At 71.5% G+C, this 19,175-nt stretch carries 16 protein-coding genes; 8 read left to right on the top strand and 8 right to left on the bottom strand.

Annotated features, from left to right (window positions below; all coding sequences use genetic code 11):
• Nucleotides 1-7: 7 nt before the first annotated feature.
• Nucleotides 8-1,399, bottom strand: coding sequence for a class II fumarate hydratase (locus QIY60_RS08055; protein ID WP_283141781.1), 1,392 nt, complete (start codon nt 1,397-1,399; stop codon nt 8-10).
• 143 nt (nt 1,400-1,542) lie between these two features.
• Here QIY60_RS08055 and QIY60_RS08050 point away from each other — a divergent pair, with 143 nt between their 5' ends.
• Both QIY60_RS08050 and QIY60_RS08045 read left to right on the top strand, forming a co-directional pair.
• Entirely contained in the window at nt 1,543-3,057 is a 1,515-nt protein-coding gene (locus tag QIY60_RS08050) for a ricin-type beta-trefoil lectin domain protein (protein ID WP_283141780.1), read from the top strand.
• Nucleotides 3,058-3,142: 85 nt separating this feature from the next.
• Nucleotides 3,143-5,749 carry a GNAT family N-acetyltransferase gene (locus QIY60_RS08045; protein ID WP_283141779.1) on the top strand — a complete coding sequence of 869 codons (2,607 nt, stop codon included), beginning with the start codon at nt 3,143-3,145 and terminating at the stop codon, nt 5,747-5,749.
• 380 nt (nt 5,750-6,129) lie between these two features.
• Here QIY60_RS08045 and QIY60_RS08040 read toward each other — a convergent pair whose 3' ends face one another.
• Complete coding sequence (locus QIY60_RS08040; RefSeq protein WP_283141778.1) at nt 6,130-7,797, bottom strand: fumarate hydratase; 1,668 nt, start codon at nt 7,795-7,797, stop codon at nt 6,130-6,132.
• Nucleotides 7,798-7,981: 184 nt separating this feature from the next.
• Between QIY60_RS08040 and QIY60_RS08035 the strand changes: the two genes are divergently transcribed.
• Nucleotides 7,982-8,683 carry a DUF1707 domain-containing protein gene (locus QIY60_RS08035; protein WP_283141777.1) on the top strand — a complete coding sequence of 234 codons (702 nt, stop codon included), beginning with the start codon at nt 7,982-7,984 and terminating at the stop codon, nt 8,681-8,683.
• A 149-nt stretch (nt 8,684-8,832) separates the two neighbouring features.
• The gene (locus tag QIY60_RS08030; protein WP_067163559.1) at nt 8,833-9,189 is read left to right on the top strand and encodes a WhiB family transcriptional regulator; all 357 of its coding nucleotides are present in this window, start codon (nt 8,833-8,835) and stop codon (nt 9,187-9,189) included.
• Nucleotides 9,190-9,298: 109 nt separating this feature from the next.
• On the opposite strand, the gene glpX is transcribed toward QIY60_RS08030, so the two are convergent.
• The gene (gene glpX / locus QIY60_RS08025; protein WP_283141776.1) at nt 9,299-10,330 is read right to left on the bottom strand and encodes a class II fructose-bisphosphatase; all 1,032 of its coding nucleotides are present in this window, start codon (nt 10,328-10,330) and stop codon (nt 9,299-9,301) included.
• 129 nt (nt 10,331-10,459) lie between these two features.
• On the opposite strand from glpX, the gene QIY60_RS08020 reads away from it, so the two are divergent.
• Nucleotides 10,460-10,993, top strand: a complete 534-nt coding sequence (locus QIY60_RS08020) for a DUF4245 domain-containing protein (protein ID WP_101389870.1) — start codon at nt 10,460-10,462, stop codon at nt 10,991-10,993.
• A gap of 96 nt (nt 10,994-11,089) precedes the next feature.
• Here QIY60_RS08020 and QIY60_RS08015 read toward each other — a convergent pair whose 3' ends face one another.
• From QIY60_RS08015 to QIY60_RS08000, 4 genes are all read right to left on the bottom strand, one after another.
• Nucleotides 11,090-11,680 (bottom strand): malonic semialdehyde reductase, encoded by a 591-nt coding sequence (locus QIY60_RS08015; protein WP_283141775.1) that lies wholly within the window; start codon nt 11,678-11,680, stop codon nt 11,090-11,092.
• Nucleotides 11,681-12,120: 440 nt separating this feature from the next.
• Nucleotides 12,121-12,417 carry an exodeoxyribonuclease VII small subunit gene (locus QIY60_RS08010; protein WP_283141774.1) on the bottom strand — a complete coding sequence of 99 codons (297 nt, stop codon included), beginning with the start codon at nt 12,415-12,417 and terminating at the stop codon, nt 12,121-12,123.
• Between the two features lie 10 nt (nt 12,418-12,427).
• Nucleotides 12,428-13,642 carry an exodeoxyribonuclease VII large subunit gene (xseA, locus tag QIY60_RS08005; protein ID WP_283141773.1) on the bottom strand — a complete coding sequence of 405 codons (1,215 nt, stop codon included), beginning with the start codon at nt 13,640-13,642 and terminating at the stop codon, nt 12,428-12,430.
• 109 nt (nt 13,643-13,751) lie between these two features.
• A complete protein-coding gene (locus QIY60_RS08000) occupies nt 13,752-15,137 on the bottom strand; it encodes an APC family permease (RefSeq protein WP_283141772.1) in 1,386 nt (461 codons plus the stop codon).
• 81 nt (nt 15,138-15,218) lie between these two features.
• Between QIY60_RS08000 and QIY60_RS07995 the strand changes: the two genes are divergently transcribed.
• Entirely contained in the window at nt 15,219-16,199 is a 981-nt protein-coding gene (locus QIY60_RS07995) for a 4-hydroxy-3-methylbut-2-enyl diphosphate reductase (protein WP_283141771.1), read from the top strand.
• Between the two features lie 95 nt (nt 16,200-16,294).
• Entirely contained in the window at nt 16,295-17,035 is a 741-nt protein-coding gene (ppgK, locus tag QIY60_RS07990; RefSeq protein ID WP_283141770.1) for a polyphosphate--glucose phosphotransferase, read from the top strand.
• A 157-nt stretch (nt 17,036-17,192) separates the two neighbouring features.
• Here the strand turns inward: ppgK and QIY60_RS07985 are convergent, their stop codons facing one another.
• Nucleotides 17,193-17,786 (bottom strand): DUF6542 domain-containing protein, encoded by a 594-nt coding sequence (locus QIY60_RS07985; protein WP_283141769.1) that lies wholly within the window; start codon nt 17,784-17,786, stop codon nt 17,193-17,195.
• A gap of 249 nt (nt 17,787-18,035) precedes the next feature.
• On the opposite strand from QIY60_RS07985, the gene ychF reads away from it, so the two are divergent.
• Nucleotides 18,036-19,124, top strand: coding sequence for a redox-regulated ATPase YchF (gene ychF, locus QIY60_RS07980; RefSeq protein ID WP_283141768.1), 1,089 nt, complete (start codon nt 18,036-18,038; stop codon nt 19,122-19,124).
• Nucleotides 19,125-19,175: the final 51 nt, after the last annotated feature.

Raw genomic sequence — 19,175 nt, 5'->3', positions numbered from 1 at the left:
CCGCGCCTCACGGCCGGGTCATCCGCAGCACGTCCAGCGCCTCGTCCAGCTGCGCCTCGGTGAGGTCGCCGCGCTCCACGTAACCGCCCTCCAGGACCACCTCGCGGATGGTCTTCCGCTCGGCCAGCGACTTCTTGGCGACCTTCGCCGCCTCCTCGTACCCGATGTACTTGTTGAGCGGGGTGACGACGGAGGGCGAGGACTCCGCGTACTCCCGCGCCCGCTCGCGGTTCGCGGTGATCCCGTCGACGGTACGGTCCGCGAGCAGCCGGGACGCGTTGGCGAGCAGCCGCACCGACTCCAGCAGGTTCTTGGCGATGACCGGGAGCATCACGTTCAGCTCGAAGTTGCCGGCCGCGCCCGCCGCCGCCACCGTCGCGTCGTTGCCGGTCACCTGCGCCGCGACCATCAGCACGGCCTCCGGGATCACCGGGTTGACCTTGCCGGGCATGATCGAGGAGCCCGGCTGGAGGTCGGGCAGGCTGATCTCGGCCAGTCCGGTGCGCGGCCCGGACGCCATCCAGCGCAGATCGTTGGAGATCTTGGTGAGCGAGACGCCGACCGTGCGGAGCTGGCCGGAGGTCTCCACCAGGCCGTCCCGCGCGCCCTGCGCCTCGAAGTGGTCGCGGGCCTCGGTGAGCGGCAGGCCGGTCGCCCGCGCCACCTCCGCGATCACGGCCGCGGAGAACCCGGGCGGGGTGTTGATGCCGGTGCCGACGGCGGTGCCGCCGAGCGGCAGCTCGGCGAGCCGGGGCAGCGAGGCCCGCAGCCGCTCCACCCCGTACCGCATCGCCGCCGCGTAGCCGCCGAACTCCTGGCCGAGGGTGACGGGGGTGGCGTCCATCAGATGCGTACGCCCGGACTTCACCACGTCCGCGAACTCGGCCGCCTTGCGCTCCAGGGCCTCGGCGAGGTGCTCCAGGGCCGGGATCAGATCGCCGGTGACGGCGGCCGTGGCGGCGATGTGGATGGAGGAGGGGAAGACGTCGTTGGACGACTGCGAGGCGTTGACGTGGTCGTTGGGGTGGACGTCCCGGCCGAGGCGCTCGCTCGCCAGGGTCGCCACGACCTCGTTCATGTTCATGTTGGACGAGGTGCCCGAGCCGGTCTGGAAGACGTCGACCGGGAAGTGCGCGTCCCAGAGCCCCTCGGCGACCTCCGCGGCCGCCTCCTGGACGGCCCCCGCGATGTCCTTGTCGAGCACGCCCAGTTCGGCGTTGACCTTGGCAGCGGCCGCCTTGATCCTGGCCAGCGCCTCGATGTGGGCGCGCTCCAGACGCTGTCCGGAGACGGGGAAGTTCTCCACCGCCCGCTGTGTCTGGGCCCGCCACTTGGCGTGCGCGGGGACCCGCACCTCGCCCATGGAATCGCGCTCGACGCGGTACTCAGTTTCGTTCATATCCATGAACCTCCTTGCTGCAGCCATCTGGGGAGCGACCCCCAGACCCCCGAAAAAAATGAGCACTTGTCTGGTTCTAGCTATTCCCCATCGCCCCTACTGGCCGGTAAATACCGGTGGTAACTCATCACCGGGGAGGCGCAATGAGGCGCACCAGGCGCAGACTTCGCTGTACGTTCGCGGCCGCCGTGGCCGCGGCGGCCGCGTTCGGGGGCATGGCGGCGACGGCCACGGCCGCATCGGCGGCGACGGTACAGTCCACCCCCCTTCCGCCCGACCTTGAGAAGATCCGCGCCGCCGAGGCGCTCAAGCTGTACGGGGATTCCGCCGAGCGGCCCATGGACCAGCGCAAGACGGGGCTCATCTCGCTCGGCGACAGCGAGATCTCCGGCGAGGGCGTCGGCACCTACGAGGCCGGCACCAACGGCCCCGACAACTGGTGCCACCGGGCACCCGACTCCGCGATCCACCGCACCGGGATCCCCGCCGACGAGACGTACAACGTGGCTTGTTCGGGCGCGTACACCGGCAACATCCGGATAGGCGGCTCCAAGCAGTACGCGGACGAGCTGGTGCAGAGCGACAGCCTGGCCATCAAGGCCCGCAACACCCGCATCAAGATGGTGCTGCTGGTCGCCGGGGCCAACGACGACCTCCAGTTCGGCCCGGTGATGACCGACTGCGTGGAGCGGTACCTGCTGCTCCAGGGCCCGTGCGAGTCCAAGTACGCGCCGGGCTGGCAGGCGCGGGTGGACGGCCTGGTGCCCAAGGTCGAGCAGACCGTCACCGACCTGAAGACCGTGATGCGCGACGCCGGGTACGCCGACGGCGACTACAAGCTGGTCGTGATGGGCTACCCGAGCCCGATCGGCCCCGACTTCCACGACAACCCGAACTTCCCGGGCAAGCTCGTCTGCGGCGGCCTCGGCTACGACTCCGACACCGTCTGGGGCCGCAACACCGCCGTCCCGGCCTTCGAGCGGGGGATGCGCAAGGCGGCGGCCGACACCGGCGCCGTCTACCTCGACAACTCGCGGCTCTTCCACGGCCACGAGGTGTGCATGGAGGACACCTGGGCGCGCGGCCTCTACATCGACCTGTCCAAGCCGGGCCTGCCGGACTCCAACTCGGTCCGCCAGTCCTTCCACCCCAACTACCGGGGCCACGGCGCCTTCGCGTCCTGCCTCACCCAGATCTACAACTCCGGTGTGCGCGAGGCCAGTTGCGCCGACCCGGCGTCCACCGGTGCGCCGGTGCTGTACCCGCTCGCCTGGGACGACGCGTACCAGCCGCTGAAGGGCGCGGCGACCGGCAGCTGTCTGGACGTGAGCGGCGCGTCCAGCGCCAACGACACGGCCGTCATCGGCTGGGACTGCCACGGCGGCCGCAACCAGGGCTGGTGGTACGACGGCGCCCGCAAGTCGCTCCACACCCAGCTCACCCAGGACCGCTGCCTGGACGTGCCGGGCGCGAACTACTCGGCCGGGGCCAAGCTGATCGTCTGGAACTGCCACGGCGGCGCCAACCAGGAGTTCGTCCGGGACGGCTCCACCCTGCGCCCGGCGGCGGCCACCGGCCTGTGCGCCACGCTGGCGGCGGCCAAGGACCCGCTGACGCTGCGGCCGTGCGACGGCTCCCCGTCACAGCGCTTCGCGTAACGGCGGCCACCGCGTAACCGGCCCCTCCCTTCAGGTCAGGACCTTTTAGGTTAGGCTGCCCTAACTTACAGGGAGGGGATCGGGCGTGAGCGCCGAGGTCTATCGCGACACCTGGGGCGTCCCGCACCTGCGGGCGACCGACGCCCGTGAGCTGGCGTACGCCCAGGGACGGGCCACCGCCGTGGACCGGGCCTGGCAGCTGGAGGTCGAACGGCACCGGGTGCAGGGCACCACGGCCGCCTTCCTCGGCCCCGACGCGGTCGGCTGGGACGTCTTCGCCCGCCGCGCCCGCCTGGCCGACACGGCCCGCCGGTGCTTCGAGGCGCTGGACGCGGAGACGGCGGACTGGGTCACGGCGTACGTGGCGGGGGTCAACGACGGGCTGGTGGAAGGCTCCGCCGAGCAGCCCGGCTTCGCGGAGACGGGCCTCGCGCCCGGCCGCTGGGAGCCCTGGACCCCGCTGGGCGTCTGGCTCTCCACCCACATCCTCTTCGCGGGCTTCCCCACCAAGCTCTGGCGCGAGCGCGCGGTCGCCGTCCTCGGCCCGGAAGCGGTGGAGCTGTTCGCCACCGACGGCCCCGGCACCTCCGGCTCCAACGGCTGGCTGGTCACCGGCGAGCACACCGCCACCGGCGCCGCGATCATCGCGGGCGACCCGCACCGCTTCATCGAGGACCCCGGCGTCTACCAGCAGATCCGCCTCTCCTGCCCGGAGTTCGACGTCGTGGGCCTCGCCGTCCCCGGCGTCCCCGGCATCGCCCACTTCGGCCACACCGGCTCGGTCGCCTGGGCCATCACCAACGCCATGGCCGACTACCAGGACCTCTACCGCGAACGCCTGCGCCGCGACGGTACGGACGTGACCGCGCTCGGCCCCGACGGCTGGGGTCCGGCGTCCGTCCACGTCGAGACGGTCGAGGTGGCGGGCGCGGCCCCGGTGACGGTCGAGGTGATCGAGACGGACCGGGGCCCGGTGATCATCGGCGGCCCCGACGCGGCCGACGCCATCAGCCTGCGCCACCCGCCCCGCGTCACCGCCGCCCTCGGCTTCGCCGCGCTCCCGGCGCTGCTGCGCGCCCGGACCGCCGACGACGTCGACCGCGCCTTCGACGAGTGGGTCGAGCCGGTCAACGTGGTCCAGGCCGCCGACACCCGGGGCGGCCGTCTGCACCGCGTGGCGGGCCGCGTACCGCTGCGCCACGACACCAACCGCGTACGGGTCGTACCGGCGTGGGAGGCGGCCCACGCGTGGACGGGCTGGGCTCCGATGCCGCGCGAGGAGGTGTCCGGGACAGCCGTGATGGCCAACCAGCGGGGCCTGGCGGGGCCGCTGGGCGTGGAATTCGCGCCCCCGTACCGCGCGGACCGCATAGCGGCCCTGCTGGCCGCCTCGCGGGCCTGGACGGCTCCGCGGATGTCGGCGATCCACACGGACACGGACCTGGCGTCGGCACGCCCGCTGCTGAGGCTGCTGGCGACGCTCAATGGCCTGACCCCCGGGGCAGAGGCCCTCCGCGACCGACTGACGACGGACTGGGACCGCCGGATGGAGGCGGACTCGACGGACGCGATGGCGTACGCGACGGTGCGGGAGCGGGTGGTACGGGGCCTGGCGGCACACCCGTCCTTCGCGGACCTGGCCGAACTCCCGCCCCTGCCCGACCTGTTCCTGCCCTGGCTGGCGCTGACGCCGAGGATCGCGTTCGCGCTGGAGACGATCCTGACGACGTCGATGCTGCCCGAGCTCGACCGGGTGGAGCTGGTGCGGGCGGCGCTGGAGGAAGTGGCGGCGGAGGGGGCGGAGTTCGGCCCGTGGGGCGAGGCGCACCGGCTGGCGCCGTGGCAGGCGCTGCCGGTGCCGGAGGAGTGGCCGGGCCTGGCGGGCGACCACGACTGCGTCCTGTCCGCGAGCAGCGTCCCCGGCCTCACGCACCGCAGCGCCCGTGGCCCGGCCGCGCGGTACGTCTGGGACCTGGCCCGCCGCGAGGACAGCCTCTGGGTGGTCCCGTTCGGCGCGTCCGGGTCACCGGACAGCCCGCACCACAGGGACCAGCTGCGGCTGTGGGCGGAAGGGGAGCTGGCGGAGGTCGTGACCGACTGGAGCAAGCTGAGGAGAGAGACGGTGTACGAGCGGAGCACCTACGCGTACGAGGAGAAGGTCGCTGACTTCGGCACGGTCCGGCTGCGCCGGCTGGACCCCTCGGGGGACGCGGACCTGGTCCACTCGTGGGTCACCCAGGAGCGGGCGCGGTTCTGGGGGATGCTGGACGCGGACCGCGCGTACGTGGAGGAGACCTACGCGTACGTGGACTCCCTCCCCACGCACCACGCGTTCCTGCTGCTGCTGGACGACGAGCCGGTGGGGCTGTTCCAGACGTACGAGCCTGCGGCGGATCCGCTGGGGGAGTGCTACGAGGTGCGCCCGGGCGACGTCGGCGTCCACATCCTGGTGGCCCCCGCGCCGGGCGCGGCGCGCCCCGGGTTCACGGGCGCGCTGATGAAGTCCCTGATCAACTACGTCCTCTCCGACCCCTCCCACCAGCGGATCGTGGTGGAACCGGACGTACGGAACGAGAAGTCGATCGAGCGGATGGTGCGGTCGGGGTTCGTGCTGGGGGAGGAGGTGGAGAAGCCGGAGAAGCGGGCGCGCCTGGCTTTCCTGGAGAGGCCCCCCACCCCGCCCGTTCCCTGAAGCCCTGGGCGGGCGGCCGGGTGGTGGGCCGGGGTGGGCTGCTGGGGGCTACGCCCCCAGACCCCCTGTTCGTCTGCGGGCCGGCGGGGGCTGGTCGCGCAGTTCCCCGCGCCCCTAGGGGGTACGGGCGACGGCGATGGCGAAGCCGAGCCCTTTAGGGGCGCGGGGAACTGCGCGAGCAACCGAGCACGGTCCGCAGACGAACGGGCTTACCCTCCCACCCCGACCCCACGCCGGGGTCCGGGGCGGAGCCCCGAGGCGGGGTGCAGGGGCCGCAGGCCCCGCAACAGGGTCCGGGGGCGTAGCCCCCGGGAAAACCACCTTCACCCCCACCCACCCCCGGAGGGTTTAGGGAAGGGGCGGGGTGGGGCCAAAACCCCTTACTGCTGCGCCGCACCCCGTACCGGAATGTTCAAGAACGTAGGCGGCTCAGCCGGCGCCTGGAAGAAGTCGTTGCCCTTGTCGTCGACCACGATGAACGCCGGGAAGTCCTCGACCTCGATCTTCCACACCGCCTCCATCCCCAGCTCCTCGTACTCGACGACCTCGACCTTCTTGATGCAGTCCTGGGCGAGACGCGCGGCAGGGCCGCCGATGGAGCCCAGGTAGAACCCGCCGTGCGCGTCGCACGCCCGCGTAACCTGCCCCGACCGGTTCCCCTTCGCCAGCATCACCTTGGAGCCACCGGCCGCCTGGAACTGCTCCACGTAGGAGTCCATGCGCCCGGCCGTCGTCGGCCCGAACGACCCCGACGCGTACCCCTCGGGCGTCTTGGCGGGCCCGGCGTAGTACACCGGGTGGTCCTTGAGGTACTGCGGCATCTCCTCCCCCGCGTCCAGCCGCTCCTTGATCTTGGCGTGCGCGATGTCGCGCGCCACGACCAGCGGACCGGTCAGCGAGAGACGGGTCTTGACCGGGTACTTCGTCAGCTCCGCCAGGATGTCGTCCATCGGCTGGTTGAGGTCGATCTTGACGACATCAGAAGACTCGTCCAGGTGCTCGTCCGTCGTCTCCGGCAGGAACCGCGCCGGGTCCTTCTCCAGCTCCTCAAGGAACACGCCCTCGGCCGTGATCTTCGCGACCGCCTGGCGGTCCGCCGAGCAGGACACGGCGATCGCGACCGGCAGCGACGCGCCGTGGCGCGGCAGCCGCACCACGCGCACGTCGTGGCAGAAGTACTTGCCGCCGAACTGCGCCCCGATCCCGATCTTCTGCGTCAGCTCGAAGACCTTCTGCTCCAGCTCCTCGTCGCGGAAGCCGTGCCCGGTCGGCGAGCCCTCGGTCGGCAGCTCGTCGAGGTAGTGCGCGGAGGCGTACTTCGCGGTCTTCAGCGCGAACTCGGCGCTCGTGCCGCCGACCACGATCGCCAGGTGGTAGGGCGGGCACGCCGCCGTCCCCAGCGAACGGATCTTCTCCTCCAGGAACTTCATCATGGAGGCCTCGTTCAGGACGGCCTTCGTCTCCTGGTACAGGAACGACTTGTTGGCCGAGCCGCCGCCCTTCGCCATGAAGAGGAACTTGTAGGCGCCGCCGTCCGTCGCGTACAGCTCGATCTGCGCGGGCAGGTTCGAGCCGGTGTTCTTCTCCTCCCACATGGTGAGCGGAGCCATCTGCGAGTAGCGCAGGTTGAGCTGCGTGTACGCGTCGTAGATGCCGCGCGAGAGGGCCTCCTCGTCGCCGCCCGACGTCAGCACGTTCTGGCCGCGCTTGCCCATCACGATCGCCGTGCCGGTGTCCTGGCACATCGGCAGCACGCCCGCCGCCGAGATGTTCGCGTTCTTCAGCAGGTCGAGCGCCACGAACTTGTCGTTGCTCGACGCCTCGGGGTCGTCGATGATCTTCCGCAGCTGGGCGAGGTGCGCCGGGCGGAGGTAGTGCTGGATGTCGTGGATCGCCTCGGCGGCCAGCTTGCGCAGCGCCTCCGGCTCGACCTTGAGGAACGTACGGCCGTCGGCCTCGAAGGTGGAGACACCCTCGGCGGTCACCAGTCGGTAGGGCGTGTGGTCCTCTCCCAGGGGGAGAAGGTCGGAGTACGCGAACTCTGGCATGTGTACGGCCATTCCTCACTCGGCAGACAGCGGCTGACCTCCATTGGCACAGCACCCTCAAGCGTATGCCGCCGCCACGGCACCGATCCTGTGAGGTAAGGCTCAGTTGCGACCACGGCCAGGTGGCGCGCCCACGCTCACGTACCCCTAGTCGCGATCTATCGCGTTTCGGTACGCTGGCTCCGTGGACCTCGAGAAGCACGACGCCAAGCCGCCGCAGCCCGTGGAGCCCGCCCCCCTGCGCGCCTCCGACGCCGACCGCGACCGGGTCGCCGACATCCTGCGCGAGGCCCTCGCGGAGGGCCGTCTCGACGCGGAGGAGCACGCCGAGCGCATCGACGGCGTCTACCGCGCCAAGACGCTGGGCGAACTGGAACCGCTGGTACGGGACCTGCCCGCGGCGGCCGACGGCGCGCACCGGTTCGGCGCGCCCTCCTCCGCGTCGTCCACGCCCGCGTATGCGACCGCACACGCTCCGGACGAGGCCGCGGGGCCGGTCGCCGCCGAGAACCTGGTCGCCGTCTTCTCCAGCTCGACCCGCAAGGGCCGCTGGCGCATCGGCCGCCGCACGAACGCGTTCGCGCTCTTCGGCAGCGTCGAGATCGATCTCACCGAGGCCTATTTCGAACAGCGGCTTTCCGTCATCAACGCCACCTCGATCTTCGGCAACATCGAGGTCCGGGTCCCCGAGAACCTCACCCTGCGCGGCAGCGGGACCGGCGTCTTCGGCAACTTCGAAGTGGACACGCTGGAGGCCGAACACCCCGAGGCGCCCGTGGTCGTCGTCAATGGATACTCGGTATTCGGCAACATCGAGGCCAAGCCCGAGCGCGGCAAGCGGATCGCCGACCTCCACGGCCGCCTGCGCAAACGCCTGGACTCCTGACGCGTCGCGTCCGCACACTTCCGGACATCGGCGCACGGTCGGAATTCCGGACACCGGAACTCAGTGCATAGGCGCGCGCACAGCGGGTAGGGACTGTCGCATCGTCGCTCGCTCGCGAAGCCGTCGTCAGCCGTCGTCAGGAGTTGGCCGTGCTGCATCCGCCGCATCAGTCCCTGCAGGTCGCCGTCGCAGTCCCGCCGCAGCGCGGCCCAGCTCGGGAGGACCAGGCGGGCCCGTGGCACACGGAGGCGGTCTGCCGCCGGGACGAGGCGGGGCTGTTCTTCGCCCCCTCCAAGGAGCCGACGGCCGCACGCCTGTCGCGCGAGGAGGCCGCCAAGCGCGTCTGCGCCCGTTGTCCCGTCATGGTCGAGTGCCGCGAGCACGCCCTGCTGATGCCCGAGCCGTACGGGGTGTGGGGCGGTCTGACGGCGGCTGAGCGGCGCGTGGTGCTGGCCCGCCGGCGCCGGCGCGAGGTCGAGCTGAAGAAGGCCGCGTCCGCCGCCTGACGCGCGCGTACGTACGCGAAGGGGCGCCCCCGTCCGCACAACGGGAGCGCCCCTTCACGTACGTCAGCGACCTCGGCCGCTGCTTCCGCTTCGCGTTCTACTTCACGTTCTACTTCGCGCGGTCGAAGTCGATCTGGCTGTACGCGCGGAGCTTGGAGAGGCGGTGCGTGGAGTCGATCTGGCGGATCGTGCCCGACTTCGAGCGCATGACCAGGGACTGCGTGGTGGCGGTCTCGGCGCGGTAGCGGACGCCGCGCAGGAGCTCGCCGTCGGTGATGCCGGTGGCGACGAAGAAGACGTTCTCGCCGGAGACCAGGTCGTTGGTCGAGAGCACCCGGTCGAGGTCGTGGCCCGCGTCCAGGGCGCGCTGGCGCTCGGCGGCGTCCTTGGGCCAGAGCTTGCCCTGGATGGTGCCGCCGAGGCACTTGATGGCGCAGGCGGAGATGATGCCCTCGGGCGTGCCGCCGATGCCCATCAGCAGGTCGACGCCGGTGCCCTCGCGCACGGCCATGATGGATCCGGCCACGTCGCCGTCGGAGATGAACTTGATGCGGGCGCCGGTCTCCCGGATCTCCTTGACGATGCCTTCGTGGCGCGGCCGGTCGAGGATGACGACCGTGACGTCCTCGGGCGAGGAGTTCTTGGCCTTGGCGACGCGCCGGATGTTCACCGACACGGGCGCGTTGATGTCGACGAAGTCGGCGGCCTCGGGCCCGGTGACGAGCTTGTCCATGTAGAACACGGCGGACGGGTCGAACATCGTCCCGCGGTCGGCCGCGGCGAGGACCGCGATGGCGTTGGGCATGCCCTTGGCGTTGAGCGTGGTGCCGTCGATGGGGTCGACGGCGATGTCGACCTCGGGGCCGGTGCCGTCCCCGATGCGCTCCCCGTTGTAGAGCATGGGAGCCTCGTCCTTCTCGCCCTCCCCGATGACGACGACGCCGTTCATCGAGACGGTGGAGACGAGGGTGCGCATGGCGTTGACCGCGGCGCCGTCGGCGCCGATCTTGTCGCCGCGCCCGACCCAGCGGCCCGCCGCCATGGCGGCCGCCTCGGTGACCCGGACCAGTTCCAGGGCGAGGTTGCGATCGGGGGCCTCGGGCGAGACCTCGAGTTGGGGCGGCAAGTTGTGCTCGGTCATCGGAGCGCACCTTTCTGTACGGCGACGGCCGGTCGAAATTCAGAGGGTCCCTGGACTCTATCGTCACATCGACAAAATGAGCAGAGGGGGCCACGTATGAGCAGCGACATGACCTGAGACCATGGGGCTGTGGCAGGAACACGTGGCAAGCAGAGTGTGCGGAACATGCTGCAGTCGTTGGCGGTGATCGGTATCGCCGTGGCTGTGATCTACATGTTCGTCCCGCACGACGGCAAGAAGGACCCCGTCAAGGCGGTCGACTACCGCGTCGAGCTCCTGACGGTCCGGCGCGCCGCGCCGTATCCGGTGGCGGCGCCGGTCGGGCTCCCGGACCAGGACAAGTGGAAGGCGACCTCGGTCACGTACGACGGCCAGGCCGACAACGCCTGGCACCTGGGCTTCCTGGACCCGGAGAAGGAGTACGTGGCGATCGAGCAGTCCTCGGCGCCCGACCGGGACAAGTTCGTCCGTTCGGTTGCCAAGAAGGCGGCGAAGACGGATCACACCCAGCAGATCGCGGGCGCGACCTGGCGCCGCTGGGAGGGCCCCAAGTACGACGCTCTGGTCCGCGAGGACAAGGGCTCCACGACCGTGGTGACCGGCACGGCGGGCTTCGCGCAGCTGGAGCGGATGGCGGCGGCGCTGGAGCTGAAGAAGGCGTGACGCCTGCCTGACGTCTGCCTGACGGTCGCTTTGACGTACGGCGAAGGCCGCCGCACCCGCTGGGGGTGCGGCGGCCTTCCGCGTCCGGGCCGGGGCTCAGACGGTGGTGACGACCTCGTCGTACGACAGGCGCGGGCTGCGCGGGTACGACGCGTCCTCGCCCGGCTTGCCGATGTTGACGACCATCAGCGGGGTGTGGTCGCCGTCCAGGAACTCCTTCTGGAGCCCGGCGGCGTCGAAGCCGGTCATCGGGCCGGCGGCGAGCCCGGCGGCGCGGACGCCGACGATGAAGTAGGCGGCCTGGAGCGCGGCGTTCAGACCCGCGGCGTTCTCACGGGCCGGGCGCTCGCTGAAGAACACGTCCTTGGCCTGCGGGAACGCCGGGAACAGCGCCGGCAGCTCCTCGTGGAACTCGTTGTCGGCGGCGAGGATGGCGACCAGCGGGGCGGTGGCGGTCTTGGCCCGGTTGCCCTCGGCCATGTGCCCCACCAGCCGCTCGCGCGCCTCGGCCGAACGCACCAGCACGATCCGCAGCGGCGTCTGGTTGAACGCGGTCGGCCCGAACTTGACCAGGTCGTAGATCGCCTGCACCTGCTCCTCGCTCACCGGCTCGTCGGTGAACGTGTTGGCAGTACGGGCCTCACGGAAGAGGAGGTCCTGAGCGGCGGAGTCAAGGGCGAGAGACATTACGTACCTTCCGGACTTACGGGGATTCCGCTTGCGGGGGGTTCAAGCGGCGACGCCACCGTACGACGGAGTTAGGTTAACTTTCAACTAATGGGGTGCTCGGGTGACTGGCCTCACAGGGCGGGTGATTTCCGGCCACGGGGTGAGCGTGCGGATGGGCCCCCAGACCCCCTGTTCGCCTGCGGGCCGGTGGGGGCTGGTCGCGCAGTTCCCCGCGCCCCTGAAAATGCCGCTGCGCGGCAATCCCCTGGAAGCGCCCCGGAGGGGCGCTTCCAGGGGCGCGGGGAACTGCGCGAGCAACCCAGCACGGTCCGCAGACGAAAGGGGGGTCTGGGGGCGAAGCCCCCAGGGAAACCTCCGCCTCAACCCACCCCCGCCCCCGGAGGCCACGCGGCGAAGCCGCAAATGTCACAGCGGGAAGGGGCGGGGAGGGGCAAATCTCACCCCCCGGCCTCCAGCGCCGCATCCAACCGAGCCCGAGCCCCCTCCAACCACCGCCGGCACACCTTCGCCAGCGCCTCCCCCCGCTCCCACAACGCCAGCGACTCCTCCAGAGTCGTCCCCCCGGCCTCCAGCCGCCGCACGACGTCGATCAACTCGTCCCGAGCCTGCTCGTACCCGAGCGACTCGGACGACGCCGACGCCCCGGAGCCCGACGCGGACGCGCCCGAGCCGGACGTGCTCACCCCCGCCGCCGCACCCTCGTCGCCCCCACCCGAACCAACCTTCGCTGCCATACCCGTCACCCTACGCATCCGTCCCGACGACAACCGTGAACTCCCCCTCGGCCACCCTGGCCCGCAACTCCTCGCCCCCGGCGACCTCCCCCGGCGCCCGCACCACCGCCCCGTCCGCACGCTGGAGCACCGCGTACCCCCGCTCCAGCGTCGCCGCCGGCGAGAGCGCGACCACGCGCGCGCGGGTGTGCGCCAGCTCGGAGTCGGCCCGGTCGAGCAGGTGGCCGAGGACCCGGCGCGAGCGGTCCACCAGCGCGTCCACCTCGTCCGCCCGGTCGTCCACCATCCGGTGCGGCCGCTCCATCCAGGGGCGGCCGAGCACCCCGGCCAGCCCCCGCTCCTCCCGGTCGACGAGGCCGACGACATGCCGCCGCGCCCGGTCCCGCAGCATCCTCACCCGGTCCAGCTCCTCCCCGACGTCGGGGACGACCTTCTTCGCCGCGTCCGTCGGCGTCGACGCCCGCAGATCCGCGACCAGGTCGAGCAGTGGCGAGTCCGGCTCGTGCCCGATCGCCGAGACGACCGGCGTACGGCACTCGGCCACCGCCCGCACCAGCTGCTCGTCGGAGAACGGCAGCAGATCCTCCACGCTGCCCCCGCCCCGCGCCACGATGATCACGTCGACCTCCGCGAGCCCGTCCAGCTCCTTCACCGCCTGGACGACCTGCGGCACCGCGTGCACCCCCTGCACCGCCACGTTGCGCACCTCGAAGCGCACCGCGGGCCAGCGCCGCCGCGCGTTCTCCAGCACGTCCCGCTCGGCCGCCGAGGCGCGGCCGACCACCAGACCGACGAGCTGCGGCAGGAACGGCAGCGGCCGCTTGCGGTCGAGCGCGAACAGCCCCTCCGCCGCGAGCGACTTCTTCAACTGTTCGAGCCGGGCGAGCAGTTCACCGATGCCCACGGGCCGTATCTCCGCGGCCCGCAGCGACAGCTGCCCCCGCGGCGCGTACCACTCCGGCTTCGCGTGCACCACGACCCGGGCGCCCTCGGCGACGACGTCCGCCACCGCGTCGAACACCTGCCGGTAGCAGGTGACCGACACCGAGACGTCGTGCGACGGGTCACGCAGCGTCAGGAACACCACCCCCGCGCCCGGCCGCCGCGAGAGCTGGGTGATCTGCCCCTCGACCCAGATCGCCCCCAGCCGGTCGATCCAGCCCCCGATGAGCCGCGACACCTCACCGACCGGCAGCGGCGCCTGCGCACTCGTATTCAGACCCATGTACGCAGGCTAACGGCCCCCACTGACACCGGCCCCGAACGCGCCGCCGCGGGCCTCGCGCCCCGGGACCAGGACCGGGCGCCCGCGACCGGCCCGCGAGCGCACCCCGCTACCCCACCCGCCCGAACCTCTCCGCCCCCTGCACCATCAGCACCCCCACTCCCAACACCAGCCACACGAGCCCCACCACCTGCGCCGTACGCGTGGCCTCCCACATCACCGCCACGATCACCGCCGCGCCGAGCAGCGGAAGCACCACATGCGGCAGCCAGTCGGGCGCGCCCTCGCGGCGCCGTACCGCGTACCAGCCGATCACCGACGCGTGCAGCAGCAGGAACGCCGTCAGCGCGCCCATGTCGACCACCGACACCAGATGGTCCATGCCGTCGTCGCGCCGGGCCGCCCAGACCGCCGCCACCAGCGTCACCACGGCCGCCACGAGCAGCGCCGCGCGCGGTACGCCCGAGTCCGTGCGCGCCAGGACCTTCGGCAGCCGCCGCTCGCGCGCCATCGCGAAGACAAGACGGCCCGCCGCGGCCTGCCCGGCCAGCGCCGCGAACGCCGCCCCGATCGCCTTGCTCACCGCCACCAGATCGTGCAGCCAGGTGCCCACGGACGCCTCGACGGTGTCGTAGAAGGCCGAGCCCTGCTTGACCGGCTCGGCCGCGAGCTCGGCCGACGAAGTCGGCGTGAGCAGCGCCGCCAGATACGTCTGCGCCACGAACAGCACGCCCGCCAGCGCCAGACAGAGCAGCACCGCGCGCGCGACCTTCTCCGAGCCCCCGGTCACCTCCTCCGCGAAGGAGGCGATCGCGTCGAAGCCCAGATACGAGAGCACCGCCACCGACACCGCGCCGAGCACCGCCGCCGCCGAGAACCCGGCGTCCCCGGCGAGCGGCGACAGCCAGTCGCGCCGCGCCCCGTCCCGTACGAGCACGACCACCGCCGCGACCACGAACACCAGCAGGACGGCGATCTCCATCGCGAGCACCGCGAACCCGACCCGCGCCGCCGCCCGTACGCCCCAGAGGTTGAGCGCCGTGGTGATCACCACGGCCAGCGCGGTCCACACCCACCGGGACACCTCCGGGACCAGCGAGTGCATGGCGATCCCGGAGAAGAGGTACGCGACGGCCGGGATCAGCAGATAGTCGAGCATCGCCATCCAGCCCGCGATGAACCCGGCCCCCTCGCCGAGCCCCGCGCGCGCGTAGGCGAAGACCGAGCCCGCCTGCGGGGCGACGCGCACCATCTGGGCGTAGCTGAACGCGGTGAACGCCATGGCGACGGTTGACACGACGTAGACCAGGGCCACCGCACCGTGCGACTTCGCGTCGAGCGTGCCGAAGATGCCCACGGGAGCCATCGGGGCGATGAACAGCAGCCCGTACACGACGAGGTCACGGAACCCCAGGCTGCGCCGCAGCCCGCCGTCCCGACGCACCCGCCGCCCGCTCTCCTCGCTCGCCCCGCTCTCTTCGTTCCGCGCACTCATGCGGCCAGTCTCGTCGGCCGGACGATCTTTGGCCCGCCGGGCAGCGCAGGGGTGTCGGACCCCGGCCGTACCATGGAGCGCATGACTGCAACGCCTGCCCGCCGTGTCCTGCTCGCAGCACCCCGTGGCTACTGCGCGGGTGTGGACCGCGCCGTGATCGCCGTCGAGAAGGCCCTGGAGCAGTACGGGTCGCCGATCTACGTCCGGCACGAGATCGTCCACAACAAGTACGTCGTGCAGACCCTGGAGAAGAAGGGCGCGATCTTCGTCGACGAGACGGCGGAGGTCCCCGAAGGCTCGATCGTCATGTTCTCGGCGCACGGCGTGGCGCCGACCGTGCACGCGGAGGCGGCCGAGCGGAAGCTCGCCACCATCGACGCGACCTGCCCCCTGGTCACCAAGGTGCACAAGGAGGCCGTCCGGTTCGCCAACGAGGACTACGACATCCTCCTGATCGGCCACGAGGGCCACGAGGAGGTCATCGGCACCTCCGGCGAGGCTCCCGACCACATCACCCTGGTCGACGGCCCCGAGGACGTGGCGAACGTCGAGGTCCGCGACGAGTCGAAGGTCGTCTGGCTCTCCCAGACGACGCTCTCGGTCGACGAGACCATGGAGACGGTGGACGCGCTCAAGCAGAAGTTCCCGCTGCTCGTCTCCCCGCCGAGCGACGACATCTGCTACGCGACGCAGAACCGCCAGATCGCGGTGAAGCGGATGGGCGCGGACGCGGACCTGGTCATCGTCGTCGGCTCGAAGAACTCCTCGAACTCGGTCCGCCTGGTCGAGGTCGCCCTCGGCGCGGGCGCGCGCGACGCCCACCTGGTGGACTTCGCCGACGAGATCGACGAGGCGTGGCTGGGGGGCGTGACCACGGTCGGCCTGACGTCCGGCGCGTCCGTCCCCGAGGTCCTGGTCGAGGGCGTACTGGAGTGGCTCGCCCAGCGCGGCTTCGAGGACGTCGAGCTCGTCAAGGCGGCGGAGGAGTCGATCACGTTCTCGCTGCCGAAGGAGCTCCGCCGCGATCTGCGCGCGGAGGCGGCGGAGCTGTCCGGGAAGTAGTGGAGCAGGCCTCGCGCCGCCTTGAAGCGGCGCACAAGGCCTGGTCACGGGCGTTCCATGGGTGACTGTCAGTGCCCGCCCGTAACGTGGTGTCCATGAACGTGTTCGGAGTGGACATCGGCGGGTCCGGGATCAAGGGTGCTCCCGTGGACCTGGAGCGCGGCGACCTGACCCAGGAGCGGTACAAGGTCCTCACCCCGCACCCCGCGACCCCCGAGGCCGTGGCGGACGGGGTCGCGGAGGTGGTCGGCCAGTTCGGCTGGTCGGGCCCGGTCGGCATCACCTTCCCGGGCGTCGTCACGGGCAACACGATCCGCACGGCGGCCAACGTCGACAAGGCCTGGATAGGCGTGGACGGGGCGCGGCTGCTCACCGACCGCCTGGGCGGCCTGCCGGTGACGGTGCTGAACGACGCGGACGCGGCGGGCGTGGCCGAGATGAGCTTCGGCGCGGGCCGGGGCCGCAAGGGCACGGTGATCCTGCTGACGTTCGGTACGGGCATCGGCAGCGCGCTCTTCCTCGACGGCCGCCTGGTGCCCAACACGGAGCTCGGCCATCTGGAGCTGCACGGCCACGACGCGGAGAAGCGCGCGTCGACCAAGGCCAAGGAGGACGAGGACCTGACCTGGTCCCACTGGGCCCACCGAGTCCAGAAGTACCTGGCCCACGTCGAGATGCTCTTCTCGCCGGAGCTCTTCATCATCGGCGGCGGCGTGAGCCGCAAGGCGGACAAGTTCCTGCCGCTGATCGAGGGGATCCGCGCGGAGATGGTCCCGGCGGAGCTGCAGAACAACGCGGGGATCGTGGGGGCGGCGATGACGGCCGGCCGCCGGTAGAGACGGCCCGGCTGGGGCTGGGGGCGGGCGGGGCGCGGCGGGTGCGCCCCGGTGGCTGCCGGCCGGGCGCGTGTGGGTGGCGCGTCGCGGCACCAGAGCAGATAGCTGTACGGGCGACTACCGGCCGGGCGCGTGTGGGGCGCGCCTCTGTGACTGGCTACCGCCGGGGTCCGGGCCCGGCGGGCCGGGCCCTGCGCCGCCCCATCAGCCGCAGCTTCCGTACGCTCGCGATCAGGCCCGCCACCAGCGTGCCGCCGTACAGCCAGCCGGCGTGCAGGGCGAGGGCGGTGACCACGGCCATGGCCTGACCGCCGAGGCCGCCGGAGCCGCCCGCGATGGGCACGATGCCGAACGCGAAGGCGATCGGGACGCTGATGGGCGCGCTCACCAGGTCGGCGGGGCGCACCCAGAGCGCGGTGACGGCGCTCACCGGCAGGAACAGCACGCCGTACACGGCGGGCGAGCCGTTGAAGATCAGCCAGTCCAGGCAGCCGAGCAGGAACATGACGGCCGCCGCGAAGAGCCCGCCGCCGAGCCCCGTGAGCCGGGGCTCGGGAAGCCGGCGCAGGGCCAGTACGAACGGAGGGGCGGGCCGGGCCGCCGCCCGGTACACGGCGGCCGCCTCCCCGGCGGCGGCCTGCGGCCCGAGCGGCGCCCGCCCGGAGGTACGGCCGGGCGCGCGTCCGGCCGGGCCGCCGGCCGTGCGTGCTCGCTGTCCGGGCTGCGGGGTGCGCGTCCTGTATTGCTCCACCGCACCAACGTAGGTCGCGACAGGGGAAGAACCACCCGTGGGACACGCCCTTTGGGTGAGCTTGGCGTTGCGTTCGACGCGAAACCGCCCCTGGAGGCGGTAATGAGGGGCCGGGGCCCGACCCGGTGACGGCCGTCGCCGACGACCCGACGCGCCCGTAAACTGGTGAGTCGGCCCCCATCCGCGGGGGCGTCGGCCCCCGGCCCGGGGGCGGACGGACCATCACCCTCGTACCGGGAAGTCGCCAACGTGTCGCTCACGATCGGAATCGTCGGTCTGCCGAATGTCGGCAAGTCGACCCTGTTCAACGCCCTGACCAAGAACGACGTGCTGGCGGCCAACTACCCGTTCGCCACCATCGAGCCGAACGTCGGCGTCGTGGGCGTCCCCGACGCCCGCCTCGGCAAGCTGGCCGAGGTCTTCGGCTCGCAGCGCGAGCTCCCCGCCACGGTCGACTTCGTCGACATCGCCGGCATCGTGCGCGGCGCCAGCGAGGGCGAGGGCCTGGGCAACAAGTTCCTCGCGAACATCCGCGAGTCGGACGCGATCTGCCAGGTCATCCGCGCCTTCAAGGACGAGAACGTCGTCCACGTCGACGGCAAGGTGTCCCCGAAGGACGACATCGAGACGATCAACACCGAGCTGATCCTCGCCGACCTCCAGACGATCGAGAAGGTCCTGCCGCGCCTCCAGAAGGAGTCCCGGATCAAGAAGGACGTCGCCCCCAAGGTGGCGGCGGTCGAGGCGGCCAAGGAGATCCTGGAGAAGGGCGACACGCTGTTCTCGCAGGGCATCGTCCAGGGCACGGAGAAGTCGGAGCTCCTGCACGACCTGCACCTGCTGACGACGAAGCCGTTCCTGTACGTCTTCAACGTCGACGAGGACGAGCTCACCGACGACGCCTTCAAGGCCGAGCAGCGCGCGCTGGTCGCCCCCGCCGAGGCGATCTTCCTCAACGCCAAGCTGGAGCAGGACCTCGCCGAGCTCGACGAGGCGGACGCCCTGGAGCTCCTCCAGTCCGTCGGCGCCGAGGAGCCGGGCCTGGCCACGCTGGCCCGCGTCGGCTTCGACACCCTCGGCCTCCAGACGTACCTGACGGCAGGCCCCAAGGAAGCCCGCGCCTGGACCATCAAGAAGGGCGCCACGGCTCCTGAGGCGGCCGGTGTCATCCACACCGACTTCCAGAAGGGCTTCATCAAGGCGGAGGTCATCTCCTTCCACGACCTGATCGAAACGGGCTCGGTCGCCGAGGCCCGCGCGAAGGGGAAGGCGCGGATGGAGGGCAAGGAGTACGTGATGCAGGACGGGGATGTGGTGGAGTTCCGGTTCAACGTGTGAGCGGATGAAATAACACCACGTCGCTGACTTGGCAAACATGCAGGTCAGAAG

The organism is Streptomyces sp. BPTC-684, from assembly GCF_030028635.1.
In the GTDB taxonomy this organism is placed as follows: Bacteria; Actinomycetota; Actinomycetes; order Streptomycetales; family Streptomycetaceae; genus Streptomyces; species Streptomyces noboritoensis.
The sequence above is the reverse complement of the archived record's forward strand: the minus strand, read 5'-3'. Positions and strand labels throughout refer to the sequence as shown.